21 protein-coding genes and 2 riboswitches are annotated in these 20,840 nt (G+C 50.1%); of the genes, 1 reads left to right on the forward strand and 20 read right to left on the reverse strand.

Going from position 1 to position 20,840, the window contains the following annotated elements; translation table 11 throughout:
* Positions 1-5: 5 nt before the first annotated feature.
* From BLS15_RS20280 to BLS15_RS20320, 9 genes are all read right to left on the reverse strand, one after another.
* A complete protein-coding gene (locus BLS15_RS20280) occupies positions 6-1,394 on the reverse strand; it encodes a GldG family protein (RefSeq protein WP_231515218.1) in 1,389 nt (462 codons plus the stop codon).
* Positions 1,395-1,397: 3 nt separating this feature from the next.
* Positions 1,398-2,105, reverse strand: coding sequence for an ABC transporter permease subunit (locus BLS15_RS20285; protein ID WP_021252365.1), 708 nt, complete (start codon positions 2,103-2,105; stop codon positions 1,398-1,400).
* Positions 2,092-3,042: an ABC transporter ATP-binding protein gene (locus BLS15_RS20290; protein WP_021252366.1), complete on the reverse strand. Its 951-nt coding sequence runs from the start codon at positions 3,040-3,042 to the stop codon at positions 2,092-2,094. Before BLS15_RS20290 ends, BLS15_RS20285 begins: the two co-directional genes overlap by 14 nt.
* Before the next feature lie 235 nt (positions 3,043-3,277).
* Positions 3,278-5,608 carry a histidine kinase gene (locus tag BLS15_RS20295; protein WP_036590215.1) on the reverse strand — a complete coding sequence of 777 codons (2,331 nt, stop codon included), beginning with the start codon at positions 5,606-5,608 and terminating at the stop codon, positions 3,278-3,280.
* Between the two features lie 48 nt (positions 5,609-5,656).
* A complete protein-coding gene (gene kdpC / locus BLS15_RS20300) occupies positions 5,657-6,241 on the reverse strand; it encodes a potassium-transporting ATPase subunit KdpC (RefSeq protein ID WP_021252368.1) in 585 nt (194 codons plus the stop codon).
* Positions 6,242-6,424: 183 nt separating this feature from the next.
* Complete coding sequence (gene kdpB, locus BLS15_RS20305) at positions 6,425-8,434, reverse strand: potassium-transporting ATPase subunit KdpB (RefSeq protein WP_227775126.1); 2,010 nt, start codon at positions 8,432-8,434, stop codon at positions 6,425-6,427.
* Between the two features lie 94 nt (positions 8,435-8,528).
* Entirely contained in the window at positions 8,529-10,199 is a 1,671-nt protein-coding gene (gene kdpA, locus BLS15_RS20310; RefSeq protein WP_028533776.1) for a potassium-transporting ATPase subunit KdpA, read from the reverse strand.
* A gap of 63 nt (positions 10,200-10,262) precedes the next feature.
* Positions 10,263-10,343, reverse strand: coding sequence for a K(+)-transporting ATPase subunit F (gene kdpF / locus BLS15_RS30065; RefSeq protein WP_065291998.1), 81 nt, complete (start codon positions 10,341-10,343; stop codon positions 10,263-10,265).
* A 300-nt stretch (positions 10,344-10,643) separates the two neighbouring features.
* A riboswitch (cyclic di-AMP (ydaO/yuaA leader) is annotated at positions 10,644-10,821 on the reverse strand.
* A gap of 14 nt (positions 10,822-10,835) precedes the next feature.
* Positions 10,836-11,243 carry a hypothetical protein gene (locus BLS15_RS20320; RefSeq protein WP_028533775.1) on the reverse strand — a complete coding sequence of 136 codons (408 nt, stop codon included), beginning with the start codon at positions 11,241-11,243 and terminating at the stop codon, positions 10,836-10,838.
* A 70-nt stretch (positions 11,244-11,313) separates the two neighbouring features.
* Positions 11,314-11,503, reverse strand: a riboswitch (cyclic di-AMP (ydaO/yuaA leader).
* 376 nt (positions 11,504-11,879) lie between these two features.
* Between BLS15_RS20320 and BLS15_RS20325 the strand changes: the two genes are divergently transcribed.
* Positions 11,880-12,272, forward strand: coding sequence for a hypothetical protein (locus BLS15_RS20325; RefSeq protein ID WP_028533774.1), 393 nt, complete (start codon positions 11,880-11,882; stop codon positions 12,270-12,272).
* A 193-nt stretch (positions 12,273-12,465) separates the two neighbouring features.
* Here the strand turns inward: BLS15_RS20325 and BLS15_RS20330 are convergent, their stop codons facing one another.
* The 11 genes from BLS15_RS20330 to BLS15_RS20380 all read right to left on the reverse strand — a co-directional run.
* A complete protein-coding gene (locus tag BLS15_RS20330) occupies positions 12,466-12,765 on the reverse strand; it encodes a hypothetical protein (RefSeq protein WP_028533773.1) in 300 nt (99 codons plus the stop codon).
* Positions 12,758-13,063, reverse strand: coding sequence for a hypothetical protein (locus BLS15_RS20335; protein ID WP_021259107.1), 306 nt, complete (start codon positions 13,061-13,063; stop codon positions 12,758-12,760). Before BLS15_RS20335 ends, BLS15_RS20330 begins: the two co-directional genes overlap by 8 nt.
* Entirely contained in the window at positions 13,063-13,407 is a 345-nt protein-coding gene (locus BLS15_RS20340; protein ID WP_021252375.1) for an alpha-helical endospore appendage domain-containing protein, read from the reverse strand. Before BLS15_RS20340 ends, BLS15_RS20335 begins: the two co-directional genes overlap by 1 nt.
* 23 nt (positions 13,408-13,430) lie before the next feature.
* A complete protein-coding gene (locus BLS15_RS20345) occupies positions 13,431-13,718 on the reverse strand; it encodes a hypothetical protein (protein WP_021252376.1) in 288 nt (95 codons plus the stop codon).
* Positions 13,719-13,765: 47 nt separating this feature from the next.
* A complete protein-coding gene (locus tag BLS15_RS20350; RefSeq protein ID WP_028533772.1) occupies positions 13,766-15,148 on the reverse strand; it encodes a glycosyltransferase family 2 protein in 1,383 nt (460 codons plus the stop codon).
* A gap of 62 nt (positions 15,149-15,210) precedes the next feature.
* Positions 15,211-16,329, reverse strand: a complete 1,119-nt coding sequence (locus BLS15_RS20355) for a GT-D fold domain-containing protein (RefSeq protein WP_254777381.1) — start codon at positions 16,327-16,329, stop codon at positions 15,211-15,213.
* Between the two features lie 65 nt (positions 16,330-16,394).
* Entirely contained in the window at positions 16,395-17,387 is a 993-nt protein-coding gene (rfbB, locus tag BLS15_RS20360) for a dTDP-glucose 4,6-dehydratase (protein ID WP_021252379.1), read from the reverse strand.
* Positions 17,384-18,115: a sugar phosphate nucleotidyltransferase gene (locus BLS15_RS20365; protein ID WP_021252380.1), complete on the reverse strand. Its 732-nt coding sequence runs from the start codon at positions 18,113-18,115 to the stop codon at positions 17,384-17,386. Before BLS15_RS20365 ends, rfbB begins: the two co-directional genes overlap by 4 nt.
* A 122-nt stretch (positions 18,116-18,237) precedes the next feature.
* On the reverse strand, positions 18,238-19,227 hold the full coding sequence (locus BLS15_RS20370) for a glycosyltransferase family 2 protein (RefSeq protein WP_021252381.1): 990 nt from the start codon (positions 19,225-19,227) through the stop codon (positions 18,238-18,240).
* Between the two features lie 195 nt (positions 19,228-19,422).
* Complete coding sequence (locus BLS15_RS20375; RefSeq protein WP_331281230.1) at positions 19,423-20,244, reverse strand: glycosyltransferase family 2 protein; 822 nt, start codon at positions 20,242-20,244, stop codon at positions 19,423-19,425.
* 213 nt (positions 20,245-20,457) lie between these two features.
* Positions 20,458-20,840: WIAG-tail domain (locus tag BLS15_RS20380; protein ID WP_090513578.1), on the reverse strand; the 383-nt coding region annotated here is incomplete at its 5' end.

Genomic DNA, 20,840 nt, shown 5'->3' on the forward strand with positions numbered 1-20,840 from the left:
ATTATTCACGACGCCCGTCTCCTTCTCCACCATAATGCTGCCCCTATACCAAGCAATAGCACCGGGAAGCCGATAACAGTCGTCCATAGAATTGCCTTGCCCTGTCCAGGAGTCAGGTATGCAATTGGATAGGCTGCATTCTCCCGTGGTCTGATCGTCACTTGTTCTTGATTCCCCTGGAGCCAGTTCATGCTATTCAGCGCGAAGTCCCGATTACCCTGCGTATATAGATTCTGATCTTCAATATAACTCGATCCACCAATAATAACTGCCTTTGGCTTCCCGTCTGTTGTCGTTACGGCTACGCCCAGCGTTAATGGTCCAGCAAGATCCTTATCGTCGCGTTCGCTTCCCTCTTGCATTAGCCTTGGAATATCTGTCTCCCCATAAGAAGTTGTAGAAGTCTTCAAGATCGGCTCCACTGACAGCTTATCGGTAGACGAAGCTTCTAAAGGCAGCCCCAACGTCAGCAAAGTAAGCAAATTATACTGCGACAGCTTGGATGTTAGTTCATGCTCTCCGTATTCAGGCACAATCGTAAATGGATCATACAATGTGCTCTTCTTCTGCTCGACTGCGACTGCATGCTTGTTCGTCACACCAAGATGCTTGAGCAAGCTGTCAATGTTCTTCCAAGATTTCGACATGTCTGGATTGAAGCCAAGCGCAATGTACAACTTCCCCTTGTCATCCACATACTGTTGCAGAAGCTTCGCTTCCTTATCCGTAATATCTTTGTTGGCGCCTAGTATCATGACCATGTCCGCATCCTGTGGGACTGCACCTTCTCGATATAAATTCAGCTCTTTGACTTGGATATTGTCCTCTTCCAAGCTGGAGCGGAGGGCAGTTACTTGCGACAACGGCAGCTCTTCATGGCCAGACAATACGTAAGCTGTTGCTTTGCGCTCAGATGTTAGGCTTCTAAGTGCTTGGGTCATTTTTTCCTCGCCACTAAAACGATAAGCCCCATAGTCCTCTCCACCACTGAACATCTCATACAGTCCAACAGTCTTGCGCTTCGTTCCGCGCTCGAACACAAGGGAGCTCCCCGCTAAGCCATATTGCTGTGCAAGGGAGGGTTCCTTCATTAAATCAATTTGTTCGACCTTAATATGTTTATTTCGCAGTGCATACTGTTCTGCCATGTCAGCAACTTCCCTAATTAGCACAGGATCATCCTGCGGCGTATAGAACAGCTTCAGATTGACCTTATCTTCGACCGAAGTCAGAGCGGCAATCGTTTGTTCCGATAGCGTGAAAGACTTATTCTTCGTGAAGTCCCACTGCCACCCCGTCATCGATTGTAGAAAATAGGTCAACAACACAAAAATTCCGAGGACAGCGACTGATCGTACTGCCGCATTCGTTCTTCGCAGCCACTTGTTCATCATTCGTTACCTCCACCGTTTTCTTTCAAGTACTTGGATACTCAGCACGACAAATACAATCGCGAGTGTTAGGAAAAAGAGTACGTCCGGCCCATTCAGTACCCCTTTCATAAAGGACTGCAATCGATTGTTCATCGAAAATGGAGCAATCCAATCACCGACGGCAGAAGAAGGAATGGCATCCAGCAGCCAGAACATGAGCAGGATCACGAATGCAGCGATGGCGGTTACCATCTGATGCTCAGACAGTGCAGATGCAAATAAGCCAATAGAAGCCATTGCTATCGTAAGCAGCAGCAATCCGAGTACAGAAGTCAGCAGCACACGCATATCCAATGTTCCGAAGAACGACATGACGAATGGATACACCAAGCTAAACCCGACAAGCACAACCATCAAGACACATGCTGCAGCATATTTGCCAAGAACAATCTCGCTCAGACGGGCAGGCGAAGTAAGCAGCAGCTCATCGGTACCGTGGCGGAATTCATCTGCGAACAGCCGCATCGTCAACAAGGGAATGATAAAAATATACATAAATGTGGTATTGCCCGTTACAAGCCGGAAATCAACGATACTAGGTTGGAACAATACAAAATTCAAATAAAACATAATCCCTGAAATCAACACATACACCGAGAAAGCCGCATAAGATGTCGGCGATGTGAAATATGCGAGCATTTCTTTGCGAAATATCGCGCTAAATCTGCGCATCACCAGACTCCTCCTCTGTCGTCAATCTCGTAAATACATCCTCCAGACTTGTCGATTCCCGCTTCATCTCTAGCAGGGGATACCCTGCATTAGCCAAAGTGAAAAAAAGAGCTTCCCTTATATCCGCCTGCTCCTTCGCAGTAACCTGAAGATGAACCTCTTGATCATTGCTTTCAGATTCGATGTGGGCGATCTCGGGAATAACCGTTATCGCTTCAACCACCTCAGCAGCTGCTCCCTTCACAATGAGATGCAGCTTCGATTCTTGACCAAGTGCAGTTCCCAATTGTTCAGGCAGCTCGTCAAGCACAATTTGCCCTTGATGAATAATAATGACCCGGTTGCATAGTGTGTTCACTTCCGGGAGAATATGTGTACTGAGCAATACCGTATGCTGCTCCCCGAGCTCTCGAATGAGCTGGCGTATTTCCACGATCTGATTCGGGTCTAGCCCTGATGTAGGCTCGTCCAGAACAAGCAGTTCCGGCTTGTGAATGATGGCTTGCGCAAGTCCTAGCCGCTGCTTGTAGCCCTTGGATAGCCCCCGAATCGCCTGATTCTCTCTGCCTTGTAGGCCCAATCTGTCTACCATTTCACTAATTCGCACGCTGCGTTCTCGTACCGATACACCTCTTATATCCGCTACAAAACGCAAATACGACTTCACCGTCATATCTGGGTACAGCGGCGGGCTTTCCGGCAAATAACCAATCTTGCTTCTGGCCATACCTCCATGGTCTGCCATGGAAACGCCATCAATGGAGATGCTCCCGCTTGTCGGATGCAAATATCCCGTAATCATCCGCATCGTCGTCGTCTTCCCCGCACCGTTAGGGCCTAGAAAGCCCACAACTTCGCCGCGCGCCATAGAGAAGTCGATATGCTGAACACCACGACGCTCGTTGTACAGCTTACTAACGTCCTTCACTTCTAACATCTGTATCCCCCTTGTCCAGACTTCATCCAAGACATACCTCACCCATGTTAACTAAGTAAGTCTGTATGAATCGCTATACTCATGTTAACGATTCAACTCTAAATCAAGCTGAAAAGAGGCTGAAAGGTAACTTAAAAACCCGTGTCTAATTTGTGAACAAAAAAATCATAGCCCGGCAAGGCTATGATTCATGACATTGATATAAAAATAGATAAATAGAGGGATAGATAATAGGTTATCGCACTCGCAAGTCCTCCCATTCAGAGAGAACTAGCACATCCATATGCCTCGCATGACGCACCAACGCCTTCATAGCTCCTAACCTGCCCAAGCGGCGTACACGACTCGGCATCCCTACGATGATTTGGCTTGCCCGCAGTTGATCTGCTACATACACAGCCGTACTGGCCCATCTTATGCGTGCAACTGCCTCATATTCTTGGTACGTACCGCCAAGCCGTTCGGTCAATGCCTGCACAGCGGCCATCTCCTTCTCCATATCTGCCGTCTTTCCTCTTCTTCTCCATGGAGCAATAGGCAGATGTACCACATGCATAGGTGCCTTCAAGCGATGGGCAATGCGGAAGCCATGGCGCACCAATCTCTCGGGCCGCACGTCAGAGTCGATACATACGAATATCACTTCCTGCCTCCGCCACGGTCCACGGAACAGTGCTCTTCGTTCCCATGACTCCAATCGCTCATCCACATCGTCAGCAACCTCGCGCAGTGCAAGCTCCCGCAGGCCAATCAGATTCGGCGTACGGAAGAAATTCGATAAGGCTTGATCTACCTTATCCGCCTTGTAGATCAACCCAGCGCGCATTCGTTCCTGGATCGTCTGCGGCGTTACATCAATCAATTGAATCTCCCGCGCCTGCCGAAGCACGATATCCGGAACTGTCTCACGCACGCGCACTCCTGTTACATGCTCTACTGCATCATTCAAGCTTTCAATATGCTGGACATTGACCGTCGTCACAACGGATATCCCCGCCTCAAGCAAACATAAGACATCTTCATATCGCTTGGCTCGAATACTTCCCGGCACATTCGTATGCGCCAGCTCATCGACAAGTACAACCTCTGCATGAATGCGGAGCAGCTCCTCCGTATCCATCTCCTCCAGCATCTTGCCATTATACGCAATGCGCTTGCGAGGAATAACCGGAAGCCCTCCTACTTGACCGGCTGTCTCCGCTCTCCCGTGCGTTTCCAGCAAGCCAATGACGACGTCAACGCCCTGCTCCCGCAAGCGGTTGCCTTCCTGAAGCATATGATAGGTTTTCCCTACCCCGGGTGCCGCACCAATAATCACTTTCAGCTTCCCTCGCTTTAGTCCGGCTGCCTTCTCTTGAACCCGCTGTTCCGTCACCCGCTTAAATGGCGTCTCAGCCTCAGCTGCGCCGGATAGGCGGGCAGGCAGTATCCGCTCCCCTTCTGCAATCGAGTGATCGGCAATGAGGAACAAGTCCGTCATCTCGATACGTTTCAGCAGAGCTCCAATCAGCGAACCTTTCAACAGCTCCTGCCACCGCGTCTGACGAGAATGGCCGAGTACGAAGCGGGTTATCCCATGCATCTTCGCATATTCAGCCAGTGCAGATGCCATATCGCGGCGCGATCGGGAAGCAATCTCCTCCCATACCGCTTCCGTCTTCATCGCCATCTTCTTCAGCGAGCGGCGGAATGCAGCCTGCTCCGTCGTCAATTCCATATCTGGCTGAACAAAGGTCACAATATACAGTTCACCGTTAAGCCGCTTCGCAATTTGCTGCCCTCTTCGAATATGAATCGATCCATTCCAGCCGTATTGTGCAAGAACAAGAATCCGTTCGGAAGCTCCCGAAGGGCCTGTAAGGCCCATCTCATTCCGATGCTGCTCAAGTGAGCCGTTGACATGCTCCGCCATCGTGCGGAGCGCGAGCTCGCGCAATATACTTATACGGCTTCGCTCTTCCTCTCGATGCTTCCGCGAATGCTTAGCTCGACTGAACTGCCCCTGCATTCTACGCTCCATTAAAGACTCTGCAGACACATCAAGGAGGCGGACTTCGTCTGCCTCCTTCAGTGCCTCACTTGGTATCGTCCATTCGCTGACGACGCCGGTCATTTTCTTTGCCGCAGCTTGAACACTTTCCTCTTCATAAGCATTCATCGTCGCAATTACGTTCATGCCCCGTTTCAACAATTCTCTTACGTCTTCCAGCCTCGTTGAACGTAAGGCTTCCGGTCGATTACGATGAGCAAGTCCATCAATAAGCACCACATCCGGCATCCGAACTGTAATGGCCTCCACATCGATGTCGTAACGATCCTGTCCATCCCTCTGCCATGCGATCATCGGAATGGCTTGAATGGGGGAAGAATCAATGCCAACGTGCAGCCCAGCCTCATTCCATATTTCCTGCGTCGGCAGCACTGTGCCGTACACCACATCCAGCCCTTGCTTGGTACAATTCACCCCTTCCAGCAGCAGCTGTGTCGTCTTGCCCGCCCCACTGGCAACAGCCATAAGAATCCGCAGCCTTCCCCGCTTCATCTGCTCAAGCATTCGCAATATCATTTCCGGCGATTGCCTACGGTACTCATCCCCTTCATTCACAGCCGACACCTAACCTTTCATTTCGTGCTGTACTTCCAGGTTCAGCAACAATACATTGATGCGCTGTTGACCGAATACTCCCAAGTCTCTTCCTTCTGTATATTTCGTAATCAACTGTTCAAGTCGTTCCTTCGAGATTCCGCTAGCCTTCGCTACACGAGGCAGCTGTACACGTGCCGCCTCCGGTGTAATGTGCGGATCCAGTCCCGAGGCAGAGTTCGTCAGCAAATCCTGTGGAATCCGCTTCACATCCGCATCTGGATTCTCCTTGCCCCATTCCTCAACTGACTTCTCAACTCTCTCTTTAAGCGCTGGATTCGAAGGAGCGTAGTTCGGCGAACCAGAGCCAGCAGCATCGTTCCCGATGCTAGATATTCGCCCATGGAAATATTGCGGTTCTGTAAATGTCTGTCCGATCAACTTCGAGCCCAGCAACTGCCCCTTCTCATTGTATACCATGCTGCCGTTCGCTTGATTCGGCATTACCGCCTGTGCAAGCCCCGTCATCGCAAATGGATAAGCAAGGCCGCACAGCAGCAGCAAGCCGATTGTCGTCCGCACCATCGCTCCACCAATATTCATACGCTCTGTCATGTTCGTTCATCCTCTCTTCTTCCTTGCTTGAACCCGATATGATTATTTCAACAATTTTCTCTATCTACATACCAACCATTAGCGTTATTTCAGTTATTGCCGCTAATTACAATTTGGGACAGCTACTCAGCTATTACAGTTAAAGTTGTTATTCGGCTATTTGCAGTTACAATTGTTGCAAGGTTACACTAAGATGCCCACAATTAGATCGATCAGCTTAATGCCGACGAACGGAGCTACTAATCCGCCCAAGCCGTATACGAACAGGTTGCGCTGCAGCAGCTTAGCCGAAGACATCGGCTTATACGCCACGCCTTTGACCGCCAGCGGAATTAATAACGGAATGATGATGGCATTAAAAATAAGCGCCGACAAAATGGCCGATACGGGCGAATGCAAGCCCATAATATTCAGGGCTGACATCTGCGGAATGGCAATCATGAACATTGCTGGAATGATAGCAAAGTATTTCGCCACATCGTTCGCAATACTGAATGTCGTCAATGCGCCACGCGTCATGAGAAGCTGCTTGCCGATCGATACCACCTCAATGACCTTCGTCGGATCAGAATCGAGATCGACCATATTTGCCGCTTCCTTCGCTGCTGCCGTGCCGCTGTTCATCGCGATGCCGACATCCGCCTGTGCCAGTGCCGGAGCATCATTCGTACCGTCTCCAGTCATTGCTACCAGCTTCCCTGCCGCCTGCTCCTTGCGAATCAGAGCCAGCTTATCTTCTGGCTTGCTCTCTGCGATGAAATCATCTACCCCCGCTTCCCGAGCAATGGTTGCTGCCGTCAGTGGATTATCCCCTGTACACATGACGGTGCGAATGCCCATGCGGCGAAGCTGTTCGAACCGTTCCCGCATGCCTGGCTTCACCGTATCCTTCAAGTAGATCAGCCCATAAATATCGCGTCCGACGGCCACAGCCAGCGGCGTTCCGCCAGCAGAAGCAATCGCATCTGAATTGGCATCCAAATCCTGCGGAACGGTACCTCCCTGGGCGATAACCCAGCGTTTCACCGCATCAACAGCCCCTTTGCGCACGCTGCGCCCATCCTTCAGGTCAACACCGCTCATGCGTGTTTCCGCTTTGAACGGGATGAATTCCCCTTGTATAGCAAGTTCTGCTTCATACTTAATTCCTGCCTTGGATACCCAATCCACGACAGAGCGACCTTCAGGTGTCTCATCATGATGAGAGGCAACAGCTGCCCACTGAGACAATGTGTTTACATTCGTTCCTTGCACCGGAATGAGTTCATGAGCCAAGCGATTCCCGAACGTAATGGTTCCCGTCTTATCTAGAATAATTGTATGAATATCCCCGCAGGCTTCAACCGCCTTACCTGACGTTGCAATGACATTGAACCGAGTTACGCGGTCCATACCTGCAATACCGATCGCGGACAGCAACCCCCCAATCGTAGTAGGAATCAAGCAGACCAGCAGGGCAATTAGCACCGCCGCATTCAATTCGACCTGCAAATAATGACTGAATACAGGCAAGGTCACAACGACAACCAAGAAGATAAGCGTCAAGCTGACAAGTACAGTATGAAGAGCAAGCTCATTCGGAGTCTTCTTGCGCTGCGCGCCTTCAACTAATGAAATCATTCGATCTAAGAACGATTCTCCCGGATCGCTTGTAATCCGAATACGAATCTCATCACTAATTACCTTCGTTCCAGCAGTTACCGAGCAGAAATCCCCGCCTGCTTCTTTCAATACTGGCGCAGACTCCCCAGTAATCGCTGATTCATCCACAGAGGCCAATCCGGAGATGACCTCGCCATCGCCAGGAATCGTCTCCCCTTCACGAACGACTACGACATCACCCTTACGGAGCTCGGATGAGGATACGCGAACCGTTCCACCTTCAGTTATCTTGTTCGCCCACAAATCCCGCTTCGCCTGCTTCAACGAATCCGCCTGTGCCTTGCCGCGACCTTCAGCGAGAGCCTCAGCAAAGTTCGCGAACCAAACCGTAATGAATAAGATGAAGCTGACCGCGCCGTTGAACCAACGTGGCATTGGCGAACCAAAGGCATCCGGCACGAACGTAAGCAGCAGTGTAATAACGAAGCCAACCTCGCAAATAAACATCATCGGGTTTTTAACCATCTGACGCGGATCGAACTTCCGCAGCGCATCGATCGATGCTGCCCGCATTAAGCTGCCTTGGAACATGCTCCGTTCCTTGTCTTGATGTGTATGCGTACGCGCCGGTTCAAATGGCGCAGGTGTTTTCATCTGTTTTTCCGTCTTCATTTTCCGTTCCCCCTTATTTCCACAACGTCAGATGTTCTGCGACCGGACCGAGCACGACTACCGGGAAGAACGTCAGAGCACCCACAATAAGTACTGTGCCGACAAATACGATACCGAACAGCGCCGTATTCGTCTGGAACGTACCACTTGTGTTCGGAATTGGCTGCTTCTTCGCCATCGATCCTGCTACGGCAAGGAGCGTAACGAGCGATACGTAGCGCCCTAAGAACATGACAATACCTGTGGAAATGTTCCAAAACGGCGTTGCATCTCCCAACCCTTCAAACCCGGATCCATTGTTCGCCGCAGATGATGTAAACTCATATAATGCTTGCGACAATCCGTGGAATCCTGGATTGGACAGGGTGTCCGCCTGTGTAGCAACTGCAATTGCAGTCGGTACTAGAATCAATATCGGATGCACCAGCAAGGTAACCGCCAGCAGTTTCATCTCCTTACTTTCCAGCTTGCGGCCCAAAAATTCAGGTGTCCGTCCGACCATGAGACCGGATAGGAATACGGCGATCATGACGTACAGCAGCACGTTCATAAATCCAGCACCGACGCCGCCGAATACGGTATTCAGCATCATATTCGCCATCGGGATCAAGCCACCGAGTGGTGTCAGCGTGTCATGCATATTATTGACTCCGCCCGTCTCCGATGCAGTCGTAACGACCGAATACAGTGACGATTGCACAACGCCAATGCGCACTTCCTTCCCTTCCATGCTGCCTGTTCCACTTAATCCTGCTGCGTTCAGCACAGGATTGCCCATATGTTCGGCCGTAAGCGATGATCCGAGCATAATGAGGAACAAGATCGCCATGGAGACGAACAGCACTCGCCCTTCCTTCTTGTTGCCGACCATGCGGCTGTAGGCAAACGGCAGCCCCGTGCACAGCATCAGCATGAGTAAAATATGAATTAAATTCGTCACACCGTTCGGATTCTCGTATGGATGTGCGGAGTTCGCTCCAAAGTGGCCGCCGCCATTGTTGCCAAGCTCCTTAATCGACATCATAGCTCCTACAGGGCCGAGCGGAATGTGCTGCTCTGCTCCTTCAACGGTTACTGCACTTTCCATTGGACTTAAGGATTGCGGAACCCCATTCCAGATGAACAGTACACTGGCAGCGATCGCAATAGGCAGGAAAATGCGCGTAATCGAACGCACAAGGTCTGCCAAGAAGTTGCCGAGCGGCTTGCCAGTCAAACCGCGAATAATCGCCATTACTGCCGCAAGCGCAGTAGCAGGTGACGTAAACATCAAGAAAATAATGCCCGTCATTTGTGACAGCGGAGACAGTCCACTTTCACCGCTATAGTGCTGCAAGTTCGTATTCGCCATGAAGCTGATCGCCGTATTGAATGCTACTCCCGGTTCCATGCCAGGAATGCCATTCGGATTCAACGGCAATACCCCTTGAAGGCGGAATATTGCATACGTCACCACAATCATTAGCACGTTCGTGGCAACTGCTGTAAAGGCGTATGCCTTCCAGCTTTGCGATTGATCCTTAATGCCGAAACACTTAAATAAAAAACGATCTATCGGACCAAATACAAGGTCCAACGGTCTTGGAGCTCCGCTATTATCAAACACCCCTGCCATATATATTCCGATCGGACGCGCTATCGCCAAGGCAAGCAATAAGGTAATTCCAATGGCGATCCATTCGATTGCACTCATTGTTCCGTTCCACCCTTCTCTAATGTACAAATATCAACAATCACTCTGCCCAAACTAAAATCGTTCCGGCTTGACTAAGGCATATAACAAATAAATGAACAGCGCCGTAATCAAGGTGAATAACACGATCATCATGAGCGATCACCCCGTTCATCCACTTCCGCCTTGCACCAATGGAGAATGCCCATTACGCTTAGTCCAAGCAGTGCGAGAAGAATCATCATGACTGCATCAAACATAGTCCCTTCCTCCTCCTGAATAAGGTTCTCATCTCTCCAGGCAATGCTGCCGCGATCCCGCTCCTACCAAGACTTCTCGCTCTGTAGGAACGCGCAGGCAACACAAAAAGCCACACGGAAAGAGGGACCCTTTCCGTGTGGCTTTTTTCGCGCGTCGTCAAATAAACGTGCGCGTAATGTTCCACGACGAAATAAAGGCTGCCTCCTTGGACGCTTACGAGGTTAGCTGACGGATTCGGGCGCGAAGAGTCGCCCTACCAGCCAGGAACGGATTCCTGTGCCGGATTCACCCCTTGCGCGAACTGCAGATGTACAGCTGGCGCACTAACATTGGTTCCCCCGTTCCCATGAATGGGATTCAGCGGTGAGCATTGCCTATATGGATAAATTAGATGATATCTGATAGTAAAAATGAAACTTGATCCGATTGCGTATAAATGACGTAATTTGCACCAAGCAATCGGTAGATCGACTGCGGATGATGACGCTTCGTCACGATTGTGATCGGATCCGTCGTCCATTGCCGGCATATTTGAAGCAGCCGGCAGGAAAGCGCAAAGCTCTGTTCAAACACATAGATTCGGCCAATCGGGACATGAGGGACGGCCCACGCCTTCGGCTCCGTCGTATTGATTCGGCATATGGAATGAACGCCAATACCTTCCAATCGCTTTGCCAATCGCCCATTATGGGCAATTCCCGCCACCGAATATCCTGCTCCTTTCAACTGACGTATGAATTCAATCCCCGTCTCACAGCCTGCGAACACTGTAATGACCCGGTCCGCATCGTACATATCCAGTTCCTCCTGTTCATCTGTCCGAAGCCCTACTTGCAAGAAAGAGGTGCGTCGCCATATGATCAGGCGCGCCTCTCCCGTACGCTTACGAGGTTAGCTGACGGATTCGGGCGCGAAGAGTCGCCCTACCAGCCAGGACAGTAATCCTGTGCCGGATTCACCCCATGCGAACGGTGGCTGCTGACTGTCCACTCAGCTCCATTCACTTGATTGGTTCCCCCGCTTCCGCTTCCTGCGGAATTCAGCGATTGAGACGCAACGGATAACGTTGTTGTTGCTGAACTGAATCTTACGCCTTTCCCCCTCCTGCTGTAAATGAAATGAAAACCATAATTTCTCCATTTCCGGGCAATTGTGATCAACTAATCCCATCTTATCTCCCATTACAGCATCATTACCTCGCAATTTCTCAACTTTGCTTATGCGGCGATGATTTCATGAGAAAAACAAAGAAATTTAAATAAATACCTGTATGTAAACGCTTTGTTTGACCATTTGTTTGGATTTCCTGGATTGGATTCTATTTACAATCTCTATTCCAAAAGGTAGGATACGCACAACAACTGAGACGCTGCTTGCAATCGATTTCGATCTGCACGGCAGATATTGCATCTCATCGAGAGGAGGCACGATATGCAAGACCTAGAACTTGCACAATTACTAAGTCACAAGCTATCTGAACACTGGGGAAAATGGAGCGAGCAGCATGGAGACAGAATCTTTCAACCAGAAGAGATGGACGTTCATCTTGCTTCCGACCTTGTTTATATTCGACTTCAACCGCGTGAACAGCTACTCGACAGTACGGAACACAACTATAGCGGCAGCACTCGTCTACGAGCTCACAAGGCGATCTCCCAATGGGAAGTGCAGCAGCGTGGAATCATGTGGGATACGATCATTCCTCGTGCATGGGGAGTAAGCGTTATGCGCATGTGGCTCGATCTACCCCTGGTAGGCGGAACCACGCTTGACGTCATACAACTGGAGCCACATTCAAGCAGGAAGCTATGTCTCTCCCCTTGAAACCAATTTATAGAGAGCTGTAATCGATAATCAAGTTTCTGACGATGCGCAGGCATACAACTGCGCATCGTTCTACCCCGTTTACCCAAACGTGATACTTGTTCAAGTTCCTTCTTGCCCGAATCCTATCACTCGATAGCCATTAAAAAACAGCCCTCCTCTTGCCCATGCAAGTGTCAGACTGTTCACTTCGTTATGCTTGATTGGCATAGGACAGTTGATGTGCATCTTCATATCCTTTCGCATACCCCACCCGATATCCATCTTGATATGCAGGATGCTGAATGCGATGATGAGTCGAATGTGTTGAGGCAAATTGCTTCGTTGTACGCCGACGATCGGGCTGCTTCACAACCTGAAGACGGCGTTGCGATTTCCGTTGCGGAACCTGCTTGCCCGCTTTCCTTACGCTTCCCGTTGATCCAATGCCGCTAACCAACTTCTGCTGTCCTATTTGCCGCCGGGATCTCCGTGCTCGCTTCAGCTTATTCACTTGCAACTTCTCCCTCCTCCACTCTCATCTCCTCGAATTGACAATCCGGATGCAGCCATGGAGGCGCAGCTGTGCCTGTCTTGCGAATACGGGTCTGAAAACCTGTGACCATGCCGCATAGTGCAAGCTGATACATGGACAACAGACGAATATTGTCCTTGAGCAATTTCGTTGCAGCTTCTGAATGTGCTGTGAGGTCAGCCATTTGATTCAACATACGTGCCAATGCGGATTGGCTCTGCACAATAGCCTTGATCATTTCAATCTGCACCTGCTGCTCCTCGTGCGCTGCAGCCATTACATTTTGTCTCCTATTCCGAACTCCCCATTCAACATGCCCCCTCCGAGGCTATCCCCGTAACCCTCGGATTCCTCACGCCGGAGCAGTACCTTCATATTGTGGGACAGACTGACTTGCAGCTTCGTCAAACTCTCGATTACTTCAACCACTTGCGCATGCACGTCAAGAGGTTCGACAATCTGTTCCCGATGATTCGTGAACGAATGCTCTGTCATATGATTCAACGTCCAGTTGCGCATCTTCTCGGCCTCTACTGCTTTAGCTTCTAGGATCTTCGCTACATTGCCCTGCATCTTGGCCATAGCCTCCAGAATGACGTGATAGGACTGTTCTCTATTCATGCAGATCCCCCCTTGCATGCGCATTATTCCTCTGTATCATCCGAAATCTCCTTCAACACATGCTGCAGCTGTTCCGCCATCGCTTCCTCTAGCTCGGCGATTCCGTTCAGATAAGCTACGATACTTTTCGTTAATGCCTGGGAGTATTCCTTATAATCGTTCTCCCCCCCGAATTGAGGGTCAACATCCGGCAGTGCATGCACGATTTGCGCCATGCGAACCGCTACTTGCCGCTCTGCGTCAAGCACGCGCGCCATATGCCGCTGTGTATATGACATTTGACCAATCATGTCCGTGATGAAATGTTGCAATATTCTCCCCTCCCAAGCACAAGGCCTAACTTCCACTCTTCAATTCCTCAAATGTGATAGGAATGAATGACCGGGTGCGCCATAATTGGCAACTGTTCCGTAAGGTTGCTTCTCTCTTGTTCCGTACGGATTGCTACCTTATCAGCGAATCCCCAGCGGTTCAGCGCATGATCACTAACAAGCTCTCTGCATGCTTCACCCTCACGACGATAATACTTTCCTAGTTCCGTTTTAAATACAGCACCGTCAGGAATCTTTCCCTCTGTTGCATGCTGTTTACTCCATTTCTCCGCAACCGCAGCAGCCTCAATTGGTACTCCTGTTGGCCAGCCTCGCAATTCAAGCTGACTTACCCTTACAATCGGGATACGCAACTCCCCTTGAACAGGACGTTTTGCCCCATTTTCAATCCAATAATTTGCATCGTTTAGTCCAGTAACTGCCACCTGAGACGGATAAAATGCCTGACATTGCCGGCCCGCAAGCATCCCATGCTGCGTACGAATACGCTGAAGCCAATCATAAGCATTGCCCCACTTCTCTTGAAAGAAAGCCGCATGCTTATCCTGACTAGATTGAGTGTGACCGCCCTGCTCCTGCAGGCTTGCTTGGAACGAGCGATGGATAAATACGTCCCTCGATACGATAAGCTTGAGCCCTAGCAGCCGCATGCGCAAATGATAATCTTCATCTGCAAATCCGCTATTCTCAAATCGCTCATCAAAGTATCCATTCGCTTCAAATGTGCTGCGGCGCATAAGGCGGCACACATGGAACAAACGATCTGTGCTATGCCACCGGCTTGCATCTGGGATATTATATTCAGCAGCAAAGTCATACATATCTTGGACATGTTCGTAAGGCACAGGTATCTGCTGTTCGCCGTCAACACGGTTCGACACTGATCCAACCATACCAAATTCTATGTTGCTGTGTAAGCAATTCAGCATACCGGACAACCACTTCGGCGTTACGAGCGTATCACTGTTCAATATGCATATCGTGCTGCCTTTGGACATCATCAATCCAGTATTGATTGCACTTGCCAGACCTCGATTGGTCTCATGGCTGTGATATCTAATCTGTCCGCTAAGCCTTTGCAGATAGGCCAGCGTATCATCGGTGGAGGCATCATCAACAACGATCACTTCGATCGGTCTGTCCGTATTCGAGAAAATACTGTCCAAGCACTGCTCCAACTGATTCCGTTGATTATAAACAGGTAAAATGATGCTCGTTCCGTCGAATGGGGTGCCATACCGTTCTTGACCTGCCTGAAAGCCTCTGACATAACCTAACGAATAACCATGATCGAATCGGTCTTGCCTCCGGTCACCCTTGCCCTTCCCTGATAGCTGGTGTGTGCTGTTTGATGTTCGAGCTCCTGCCCTCCGCGTCTTCTGCAGTACCGGCCGACGATGTCGAGTCATAAACGTGTCACACCTCCCCTTCCCCTTAATGCAAGTTCACACTACCGAATCCAATCTCAACTTCATATTGCAATGACTCCATCCGCGATCTTATTCGCTAAATGGCCGAAATCAATGGCCACTTTGTTGTATCGCTCTGCTATTTGCTGTGCCAGGATGACCGCTGGAATTCCTGCCGCTACCAAAGCGATATCAAATTCATATCGGGACACCTCATCTAGAATGCGTGGGATATCCGTTGTCCCCCGAACAGGAGCAATTGTACCGGTTACTGTAATTCCTCGCTTCCTCAACATGGATGCTAATCCCACGGCGGCATTGCCCACAGTCAATACGCGGCGCCTTCTAAGCAAGCCATAAAGGTGTCCCTGCAATGCAATAGCGTAATTCACTGTCGAAACGGTCAGCCTCATATCACCCATGTGTAAGCCATGTGCACGAAGCACCGGCAAGAGGAGGCCATGGAAATTCGGAGAACGGAAGGTAGGTACACCGACAAATGACGCTTTGCGCACAGCTTCAGCCAATTGTTCCCGACAATTATGATCAGGAATTTCAAGTCCTGCATAGGCCAGGAAATCGCCATGTCTCCGCACGAGTTCAGTCGAAACGACTTTATCATGTGCCAAGGCGAACATCTCTCCATCACCAAGTCGGACAAGGGACATCGGTCTTCGCTCTTCCAGCGCCTTATGAAGCTCTGCGCATACTGCCTCCGGTTCTATGAACGACTGCAACTGATGCCGGAACTGTTCGAAGCCTGCAGTGATGACGTCTTCTACGGATATATCAGGGAGATACGTATTCTCAGGCAATAAATTCGCCAGAATCAACTCGCCTCCCTCATACCTTCCATGACGGTATCCATCTTCAAAGCTAAGCCGCTTCTCATCCTCCAGATTGGGGATGGTCGGAATGAATTGATGAATAACAGGGTCGCTTTTTCCTAGCTTCGGCAGCCTCGACTGCTTCGGTAGCTTCGATAGCCTCGATAGCCTCGATCTCAGAACCCCCTTTTTCCGTAACCCTCTTCGCGCCCCTTTGCGTCTCAGACTGCCCGCTCGACCATTCTTTGTTCGCAATCGCTTGCCAAGCGGGCGACGCTTTCTTTTGCGTGGAGTACGAATAGAAGCTGTAGTTAGAATAAGCAGCGGCCTCTTGCGGCCCACAGTCGTACTCATGCCTTCACCTTCCCTTGTCATCATGCAGTTATCTGCCTATAAAGCCTATATGCCTGAAGCCTGAATCAGTGTGCGCCTAAATAAGCGCCGGTGCGAACCCTCTCCCACCAAGTTCGGTTGGATACGTACCAATCGATCGTTTCCTGCATCCCTTGCTCCAGATTGACGGTTGGGCGCCATTCCAGCTCACGCTCACTTTTTGCTGGGTCGATGGCATAACGCTTGTCGTGTCCAGGACGATCTGAGGTAAAGGAAATGAGTGATTCCGGTTTATCCAGCACTTGAAGAATCATCTTCACGATGTCAATATTCGTACGCTCATTATGCCCGCCAATGTTATAGACTTCCCCTGCCTTGCCCGCTCTCAATGCCGCATCAATTGCCGCACAATGGTCTGTAACATACAGCCAATCCCGCACGTACATCCCGTCACCATATACAGGAATCGGTTCATCATGCAATGCACGCAGGATAATCGTCGGAATAAGCTTCTCTGGGAACTGTCTTGGCCCATAATTATTGGAGCATCGAGTAATTACAACAGGCATTCCATACGTATGTGCATAAGCTCGCACAAGCAAGTCAGATCCCGCTTTCGATGCAGAATAGGGGCTGTTCGGCGCCAATGGAGACTCTTCTGTGAAATAACCTGTCTTGTCTAGCGATCCATATACTTCATCCGTAGATACATGAATGAACTTCGAGATCTGGTGACGCTTCGCAGCCTCAAGCAACTGAAATGTTCCGAATACATTCGTACGGACAAATGCCTCTGGATCAGAAATGCTGCGATCAACATGGGACTCGGCCGCGAAATGGACTACCGCATCATACGCCGTCTCCGAAAAGATCTGTTCGAGACGCGCCTGATCTGTAATGTCCGCTTTAATAAAACGATAACGACCGGATGTTACAACGTCCCCCACATTATCTGGGTTGCCAGCGTAAGTGAGTGCATCCAAATTCGTAATGCGCAATCCCTCATATTGAGAGAGCATATATGAAATAAAGTTGCTCCCGATAAATCCCATGCCGCCGGTTACGAGCAAATGCGTCACAACCGCACCTCCCACAATTGTTGCGAAGCCTCTGATAAGGAATCAAATGTCCCCGCATCGATCCACCATTGCTGAAGCGTATTGTATTGCAGCTTGCCAGCTTGCGCATAGCAGTTGTTCACGTCGGTAATTTCCAGTTCCCCTCGCGCGGATGGCTCAATTGCGCGAATATGTTCGAACACCTGAGTATCGTACATGTATATGCCTGTGACACAATAGGATGATGGGGGGCTTTTTGGCTTTTCTACAATGCATGCTATTCGATCTTGATGCTCTCTATCGAATTTAGGGACGCCGTATCGATGCGGATCCTTGACTTTTTTGAGCAGAATACGGGCCTCTCCAGCATCTTGTTGATGAAACGCTTCTACATAAGGGGTTAAATTGTCCAAAAATAAGTTGTCGCCCAGCAACACAACAAACTTCTCATCCCGCGTCAAATAGGGCTCTGCCAACGACAGCGCCTGCGCGATGCCCCCTGCTTCCTCCTGAATTGCATACGTTATGCGCACCCCCATAGACTGGCCGCTGCCGTAATATTCGATATACAACGAAGCAGACATTTTACCAATCACCATGAAAATGTCGGTTATGCCCGCTGAGCGCAATCGTTCTATCCCATAGCTAACCATAGGATGTTTGCCTACAGGTATTAAGTGCTTATTCATTAGCTTGGTCAGTGGATAGAGACGGGTTCCAGTCCCCCCAGCCAATATGATGCCCTTCATGACGTACATCCTCCCTACATGAACATATGCGTTCGATACTTGATCTCGCACATTTATCCGTTACTTGCGCGCATTATATGTTGATTTGATCATACTGGTGTGTGGATACGGATATGATTTCTTCAACCAACATTTCTTCCCCTTGCAATGCGCTCTCGCTCCACGTTGTCTGTTTGAACTGTATCCCTCTCCATCATTAGCGCCTGGAAGGCTTCCATGTGATCGCCAAGAATTAATGTGGCAACCGGATTGCTTGCTCCGACATTCGTTTGTCTAATTCGGTTATTATGAATGACGTCCACGACCTGTACGGCCTGAACATGGAGCCCCCGTACGATAGCAAGTGCCTGCGCCTTAGGTGGAACACAGAGCGCCTCTTCACCCACCGTCTCGATGGCATGGCGGCTAAGGGCATGCGGAACTGCTGTCATTGAGTTCGCATACAGATCTTCTCTCCCCAAGCAGCGATTGAGCCATTGCTTGCAGTGCGTAATTCCATCCTGCTGTCCGAAATGATGAAGTAATGGAGTAATATTATTCAGTGCAACATCGACCCCCGTCTCAATTGCCCATATGAACGGAGCCAAATTATCAGCAGGTACTGGAAAGTCCCCATCCATAAACAATACAATATCAGCGTCCGACAGCCTTGCCCCTATTGAGCGGCCTATATCGTGCCCTAGCGGATCGGTATAATGAACAATGGTTGCCTCCTGGGCCTGCTCTTTGGCGACCTGCAGCGTACCGTCTTTGGAACCATTGATGATGACAAAGAGAGCATTTAGCGACAATTGCTGCAATTGCTGCAGAACAGCTCCAATGCTTCTCTCCTCATTGCATGCGCTGAGCACGACGTCTACACGCTTCGTTGTCGGCACAAGCACCGCATCTGCAGCCTGAGGGAAACGACTCTGTACGAACCCGTCTCGGAACGATTCAGCCATAGCCCTTATCCACTCAAAGTGCCGCAGGATGGGGCGATAAGGCTCCATAAACGATGCAAACCGCCTCTGCATCTCATTCTTGACGATTGGACGCGGGACTTCTGTCGACACTTCTTGTTGCATAGCGTATTCGATGCCTTGCACCTGTCCAGCCCTTGAGGCCTCCATGCACATTTCCCGTGGGACGCGGGGAACAGCCGTGATGCTAACCTTCGGAGCAATTGGGTGAGGCTTCCTCCTCGTCCTCCGTTGGGATTTCCGCTGGCGGATTTTTTTGCGTCGCCGCCGACTGGCCACGCTGAATACTTGCCGGGTTCTACGCCGTATCTTGATGCGCCGTTGTCGCTTTCTCCTTAGTTTCACTTAATTCACCCGCCATCGTTGTCTAGTCAAGTCAGTATGTCCACCACGATCTCCAGCCTGTTCGAGCAGCCAGCAAACTGCCCGCATATGATCGTCATTGATGAGCTGTTCTAATGGATCCGCTATGTGCCCTTTGGTGCGAATTCGGTTCAATTTCCCTACATCGATGGAAGGAGCGGTCGTGACAGCGAGCCCTTTGTTGATGGCCATGGCCTGTGCGAGCGGCGGTACGGACAACGCATCCGCTCCGATAACTTCCAATCCCCGACGGCTAATGACGTGGGGCACCGCTGTCATTGATGCTCCCTTCAAGTCAGGACGTGATAGCAGCGCGTTAAGCGCATGCTTGGCCAAGACGACCTGATGCACTTCGTGGCGATTCACAGGTCCTGAATAGTCATTAAGTACAATGTCTTTGCCTTCTTCAACCTTCCGTATATAAGGTCTGAGCTTCGAGGATGCGATCACCATATCGCCATCCAAGAATAATAAAATATTCCCCCGAGCTGCCTGTGCCCCGACGGTTCGACCTATGTCATGCCCTAATGGCTGATCATATCGGAGCACCCGGGCTCCCATTGACTCAGCAATCCGATCTGATCCGTCTGTACTGCCGTTAGATACCACGATAACTTCTGTCCTTGGATGGACTCGGGCAGCCTGTTCAATGACTTTTGACAGCGTGCGGCGTTCATTTAAGACAGGAATGATCACAGATAAGACCGGATAAGAATGTGCAGGTATTTTTAGCTTGGGACTCCATCTGCGCATTCTCCGTTTACGCTTTTTTGTAGAACGGATCCGACGCCGACGCAGTTTCACTCTCCGCAATTCGCTTCACCCCCTAGGACAGTTATGCCTGTGTAACCACCACATTGTATGTGCCTACCTGATAAGTTGTAACGGCATCTGTACATACACGAGGGATTAGCGGGGATAAACGGCTGAAATATGTGGGTGAATAACCGCCAGCAGCCATGTTGACGCTGACGGTCACTCATAATCACGAATCGGCATTCGCGAAGTGATCCTTTTCTATCCGATCACGATCCATGATACGAATCCTTCCGGCTGCGGACCAATGCGTGTACGGATAATTTCAATGACGACATGATCCGTGAACTGCGACTTCAGAACTGCATAACAAGAAGGATGATTGGTCATTGCGACGAAAACATAGTTTTCATGCGGATAGGATTCTTCGAACTGTATCGTTAACTCAATCTTCTCGTCTAGTTCACGGAAAGCGAAAGACGACATCCCGAATTGCTGCAGTGCAGAGGTTCTCGTCGATGTAGTACGAATAGACGAGAACGTACAATGTTCTGGCGTTATTGCCCCAAGGCGCACATGCTCAGAACTTATTGCTCCTTGGCTCACGTGCTCCGAGCTTATTGCTCCTTGGCTCACATGCTCCG

Origin of the sequence: Paenibacillus sp. cl6col, from assembly GCF_900102125.1 — a bacterium.
In the GTDB taxonomy this organism is placed as follows: domain Bacteria; phylum Bacillota; class Bacilli; order Paenibacillales; family Paenibacillaceae; genus Paenibacillus_B; species Paenibacillus_B suaedae.